This is a genomic window from Pseudacidovorax intermedius (assembly GCF_001476815.1).
Lineage (GTDB): Bacteria > Pseudomonadota > Gammaproteobacteria > Burkholderiales > Burkholderiaceae_C > Xenophilus > Xenophilus intermedius_A.
Genome location: NZ_LDSL01000203.1, coordinates 1 through 5711, shown reverse-complemented (window position 1 = coordinate 5711; position 5711 = coordinate 1). Strand labels below are relative to the sequence as shown.

Here is a 5711-nt window from a genome sequence, read left to right as displayed (position 1 = left end):
CCCGTTACATGCCGAGGCGCTGGCCAGTGCCGCGCCGGACGTGGTGCTCACCACCACGCAGGGTCTGCAGGCGCAGGGCGGCGCCGACAGGTTCTGGGCCCGGCCCGAGCTGGCGCTGATCCCGGCCCACCGCCGCCGCGCGCTGGTGGCCATGGACGCGCTGGAACTGCTGGGCTTCGGCCCGCGCATGCCGCAGGCCGTGCGTGCGCTGAACGCCGAGTTCCGCCGATGGATGGCCTGATGAACGGCGCTGCGGCCGGCGCGCATCGATGAGCGCCGTGCTCCGCGCCGGCGACGGCCCGGCCCCGCGCAGCCCCGCGGCCCTGCAGCGCCAGCGGCGCCGCCGCGTGATCGCCGGCGCCGCGCTGCTGCTCGCCCTGTGCTTCGCGCTGGCCGCCGGCAGCGGCGCCTACGCCATCACGCCCGGGCGGCTGCTGCAACTGCTGGGCGCCTGGCTCACCGGCCAGTCCGACGGCTCGCCCGAGGCCCTGGTCTTCACCCAGATCCGACTGCCGCGGCTGCTGCTGGGCATGGTGGCCGGCGCCGGCCTGGGCATCGCGGGGGCGGTGATGCAGGGCATGTTCCGCAACCCGCTGGCCGATCCGGGCCTGGTGGGCGTGAGCAGCGGCGCGGCGCTCGCCGCGGGCCTGACCATCGTGCTGGGCGCGAGCAGCCTGCCCTGGCTGCCGCGCGCGCTGGGCAGCTGGACCCTGGTGCTCACCGCCTTCGCCGGCGGGCTGGCCGTCACCGCCCTCATCTACCGCCTGGCGCGCAGCGAGGGCGGCACCCGCATGGCGCTGATGCTGCTGGCCGGCATCGCCATCAATGCGCTGGCGGGCGCCGGCCTGGGCTTCCTGAGCGTGATCGCCACCGACGAGCAGCTGCGCAGCCTGCAGTTCTGGCTGCTGGGCAGCCTGGGCGGCGGGCGCTGGAGTGCGCTGGCGCTGGTCGGCCCGCTGGTGCTCGGCGCCTGCGCGCTGGCGCTGCGCCTGGCCGGGCCGCTCAACGCTCTCGCCCTAGGCGAGGCCCAGGCCCATCTGCTGGGCGTGGACGTGGAGGCGGTGAAACGCCGCGCCATTGCCCTTACCGCCTGTGCGGTCGGCGCCGTGACGGCGACCACCGGCGTGATCGGCTTCATCGGCCTGGTGGCGCCGCATGCGGTGCGCCTGGCGGCCGGGCCCGACCACCGCGTGGTGCTGCCCGCCGCCGGCCTGGTCGGCGCGGCGCTGGTGCTGGCCGCCGATGCCGTGGCCCGCACGGCCATGGCGCCGGCCGAGCTGCCGCTGGGCGTGCTCACCGCCGCGCTGGGCGTGCCGGCCTTCCTGTGGATGCTGCGGCGCTTCCGGGGGCGGGTGTGAGGGGCCGCGCACACGACGCGGCATCGCGCGCCGATGCTGCCGTGCATGCCTGCCGCGGTGCGCACGCGCGGGTGGCCGGGCCGTCCGGGACGGGGTGCGGGCCGTGACGCTCCTCGCCGAAAACCTCGCCTTGTCAGCGGGCAACCGCTGCCTGCTGGCTCCTGCGACGCTGCGGCTGGCGCCCGGCGCCGTCACCGCCATCCTGGGACCCAATGGCGCCGGCAAGTCCACCCTGCTGAACGTGCTGGCCGGCGCGCGCCGGCCCGAGGGCGGCGGCGTGCGGCTGGACGGCGCCCCGGTGTGCGAGGTGCCGCCCGCAGCCCTGGCGCTGCAGCGTGCGCTGATGCCGCAGGACAGCGGCATCGCCTTCGACTTCACGGCCCACGAGGTGGTGGCGCTGGGCCGCTTTCCGCACCGCGCCGCGCCCTGCCCCGACGGCCATCCCGATGGCGGCGAGGACGCGATCGTCGCCGCCGCCATGGCCGCCACTGACGTGCTGGGGCTGGCGCCGCGGGTGCTCAACACGCTCTCGGGCGGCGAGCGCGCGCGGGTGCAGCTGGCGCGTGCGCTGGCGCAGCTCTGGCAACCCCGGCCCGGCGGCGCCAGCCGCTGGCTGCTGCTGGACGAGCCCACCGCCGCGCTCGACCTGGCCCACCAGCATGCCGCCCTGCGCCTGCTGCGCGCCTGGGCCGCGCGCGGCGTCGGCGTGGCGCTGGTGCTGCACGACCTGAACCTGGCGCGCCGCTATGCCGACGCGGTGGTGGTGCTCGACGGCGCAGGCGGCGTGCAGGCCGGACCCACGGCCGGGGTGCTCGTGCCGGCGCTCGTCGCGCAGGTCTGGGGCATGCCGTGCGAGGCGGTGGTGGCCGGGGACGGGGTGGCGCAGTTCCTGTTCGCCTGAGGCCGCGCACGCCGCCGCGCTGCCGGGGGACGCCACCAGGCGCAGCCGCTGGAAGCCGGGGAGCAGAAAGGGATCAGGACGGCTCGGAAAAACGCCCGTGCCGTCCCGCCCCGGCCGCGAAGCGCGCGGCGCCCGCCTCGCCCTCGGCGAAGAAGGCCGGCACGCCGTTGGCGCCTTCCTGCCGCAGCGCTTCGTCCAGCGGCAGATTCCACTGCGCGTAGGCCGAGCGGCGGTCGGCCAGCATGCATTGCTGGGGAAAGGCCGCCAGCTCGCGGGCCCAGGCCTGCGCCGCGGCCAGGGCGCCGCCGCGGGGCACGACGCGGTTGACCAGGCCCATGGCCAGCGCCTCGTCGGCGGGCACGGGCCGGCCGCTGAGGATCAGGTCCATCGCCCGGCCCATGCCGACGATGCGGGGCAGGCGCACGGTGCCGCCGTCGATCAGCGGCACGCCCCAGCGGCGGCAGAAGACGCCCAGCACCGCATCCTCGGCGGCCACGCGCAGGTCGGCCAGCAGGGCCAGTTCCAGGCCGCCGGCCACGGCATGGCCCTCGATGGCGGCGATCAGCGGCTTGGCCAGCGCCATGCGCGTCGGGCCCATGGGGCCGGGGCCTTCGCCACGCGCGTCCAGCGCGTTGCGCGCGGCCGGGTCGGTGGCGGCGGCCAGGTCGGCGCCGGCGCAGAAGTGGCCGCCGGCGCCGGTGAGCACGGCCACCCGCAGCGTGTCGTCGGCCTCGAAGCGCTCGAAGGCCTGGCGCAGCGCGGCGGCGGTGGCGCCGTCGACGGCGTTGCGCTTGTGCGGGCGGTCGAGGGTGATGGTGCAGACGGGGCCGTCGGCAGTGCAGTGCACGCCGGTCTGCGCGCCAGAGGGATCGGTCATGGCAGGACTCCTGTTGGTCATGGCACGCGGTCGGCGTGGTGCGCGCCTACCGCACCACGCCCGCCTGCCGCGCCAGCGCCACCGCCTGCGTGCGGCTGCGGGCGCCGAGCTTGAGGTTGATGTTGCGCAGGTGCGTGCGCACGGTGCTGTCCGAGACGAACAGCTTCTCGGCCATGGCGGCGTTGGAATAGCCGGCGGCCAGCAGTTCCAGCACGCGGATCTCTTTGCGGGTCAGCGGTTCGGCCAGGGGCGCGGGCGACGTGTCGCCGGCCGCAGGCTCGTCCGCGTGCACCTCGCCGAAGCCGGCGGCCAGGCGCGCCACGTGGTCGGCGTAGATGGGGCCCGCCTCGTCCAGCCGCGCCCGGTCGGCCTGCACGGCGCGCAGCAGCGGCGCCAGGGCCGGGTCCTCGTCCAGCAGCAACCGCACGAAGCCCTCGCGCGCCGTCTCGGCCAGCACGGCGGCCAGCACCGCCTGGGCCTCGGCCGCGGCACCGGTGCGCGCCTGGGCGAGCGCCAGCAGCACGCGCAGCTTGAGCGCCCGGTGCCGCCGCGCCTGCGCGTCGGCCTCGGCGATGGCGGGGACCAGCGCCTGCCGCACGGCCTCGGCATCGCCGAAGCGCAGTTGCCAGCGCCAGCGGCCGATGGCGATGTCGTCCACCTGGTGGGCCGGCAGGTTGAGACGGTGCACGCGCTCCCACACGGCGTCGTCGTCGGCGCGCGCCAGCATGTCGGCCGCCGCATCGCGGTTGCCCTGCAGCATCAAAAGGCGCGCCTGCTCCAGCTTGGCGCTGGCCACCACGCGCGGCAGCTGGCGGTCGTGGCCCAGGTATTCGAGCTCGGTCAGCAGCTGGAAGGCACTGTCCACATCGCCCTGCAGGAAGGCGATGCGCGCCCGCATGCGGTAGGCCGCGATCACGTGGTCGGGCAGCCCGACGTCGCGGGCCAGCGGCAGGTACACGCTCAGCAGGTGCTCGGCGCCGGCCAGGTCGTCGCTTTCGTACAGCACGCCGGCATGCAGCACGCCGGCCCAGGCATTGCCCTGCGTGGGGTTGTACGAGGCGCTGCGCGGCGTGGCGGACAGGGCGACGCGAAAGCGCGCCGCGGCCTGGCGCAGCCGGCCTTCGGCCAGGTCGAGCACGCCTTCCATGGCCTCGGTGTACATGCGGTTGAAGATGCTGCCGGCCTGGCTGCGCCGCGCAGCGTCGAGCAGGCGGTGGGCCTCGTGCTGCTCGCCCATCACCGAGACGATGTAGGCCATGGCATTGGCCAGCGCGCTGTCGGCGAAGGCGCGGCAGGTGGGCAGCCGCCGCAGGTTGGCATGGCCGACGGTGTAGGCGTCCTCGGGATGGTCCATCATGGCCAGCAGCAGCGGCTGCAGGCCGTTGACGTGGGCGCGCACGGCGGCGTCCTCGCTGGTCTCGCAGCCGCTGGCGCGCAGCCGCTGCAGCGCCTGCCAGGGGCCGCGGGTGAAGCATTCGGCCCAGGTGGCCACCATCTGCAGCAGCGGCTGCCCGGCCAGCTGCGCGGGCGGGAGCGCGGCGAACCAGCGGTCCAGCAGGCGCATGCGGCCTTCCTCCAGGAAGCGCTCGGCATGGCGCGCCAGCAGGGCCAGCGCATGCGGATGGTCGCCGCCCTCGATGGCATGGTCGATGGCCGGCACCGGCCGGCCCTGGGCCTCGTACCAGCCGGAGGCCGCCAGGTGCAGCCGCGCCACGTCGCCGGGCCGCTCGCGCGCCAGCTGGGCGCGCAGGAAGTCGGCGAACAGGCTGTGGTAGCGGTAGCTGCGCGCATCGCTGGCCAGCGGCGCGAGGAAGAGGTGGCCCGCCTCCAGCTGCGCGAGCATCGCCGTGCAGTCGGCGCGCGGGGCCACGGCGGCGCACACCTGCGCATCCAGCACGCGCAGCACGCTGGTGCGCAGCAGGAAGTCGCGCACGGCCTCGCTCTGCTGAGCCAGCACGTCCTCGGCCAGGTAGTCGGCCACGGCGCGGTCGGAGCCCGAGAAGCGCTCGACGAAGTCGCTGCCGGCCGCCCCGTGGCGCTGCAGCGCCAGCGAGGCCAGCCACAGCGCGCTGGCCCAGCCCTCGGTCTTGGCCAGCAGGCGCTCGAGCGTGTCGCGCGGCAGGGGCTCGCCGCGCAGGCGGAAGAACTCGTCCGCCTCGGCGGCCGAGAAGCGCAGCAGGGCGGCATCGATCTCCAGCAACTGGCCACGCGCCCGCAGCCGGCCCAGGCCCAAATCGGGCAGGCTGCGCGAGCCGATCACCAGCTGGCCCTGGCGCGGCAGGCCGTCGAGCAGCTGCCGCACCAGGCCGATGACGGCGGGCGACTGCAGCAGCTCGAAGTCGTCGAGGAAGAGCGCGAAGGGCAGCGCGTCATGGCCCAGGGCTGCGATCGGGTCGCCCAGGCCGCTGCCCGGTGCGGGCTCGATGCCCAGCGCCTGCACGGCCGCGCCCAGGCCCTGCAGGAAGCGCGGCACGTCGTTGTCGGCGCCGTCGAGCGTGAGCCAGGCGGTGGCGATGCCCTCGGCCTCCAGGCGGTCGCGCATCTGGCGCATGGCCGTGGTCTTGCCGAAGCCGGC

4 protein-coding genes and 1 pseudogene are annotated in these 5711 nt (G+C 76.0%); 3 read left to right on the top strand and 2 right to left on the bottom strand.

Going from position 1 to position 5711, the window contains the following annotated elements; translation table 11 throughout:
* The 3 genes and pseudogenes from NS331_RS26880 to NS331_RS24210 form a co-directional block, all read left to right on the top strand.
* Window positions 1-241 (top strand): annotated as a pseudogene (locus tag NS331_RS26880) (heme/hemin ABC transporter substrate-binding protein); the annotation flags it as partial.
* Between the two features lie 28 nt (window positions 242-269).
* Window positions 270-1358 carry a FecCD family ABC transporter permease gene (locus tag NS331_RS24215; RefSeq protein WP_058644480.1) on the top strand — a complete coding sequence of 363 codons (1089 nt, stop codon included), beginning with the start codon at window positions 270-272 and terminating at the stop codon, window positions 1356-1358.
* 103 nt (window positions 1359-1461) lie between these two features.
* Window positions 1462-2259, top strand: a complete 798-nt coding sequence (locus tag NS331_RS24210) for a heme ABC transporter ATP-binding protein (RefSeq protein ID WP_058644481.1) — start codon at window positions 1462-1464, stop codon at window positions 2257-2259.
* Window positions 2260-2332: 73 nt separating this feature from the next.
* Here the strand turns inward: NS331_RS24210 and NS331_RS24205 are convergent, their stop codons facing one another.
* Complete coding sequence (locus tag NS331_RS24205) at window positions 2333-3136, bottom strand: crotonase/enoyl-CoA hydratase family protein (protein WP_058644479.1); 804 nt, start codon at window positions 3134-3136, stop codon at window positions 2333-2335.
* A 46-nt stretch (window positions 3137-3182) separates the two neighbouring features.
* A partial coding sequence (locus NS331_RS24200) for a winged helix-turn-helix domain-containing protein (protein ID WP_058644478.1) occupies window positions 3183-5711 on the bottom strand: 2529 nt, incomplete at its 5' end.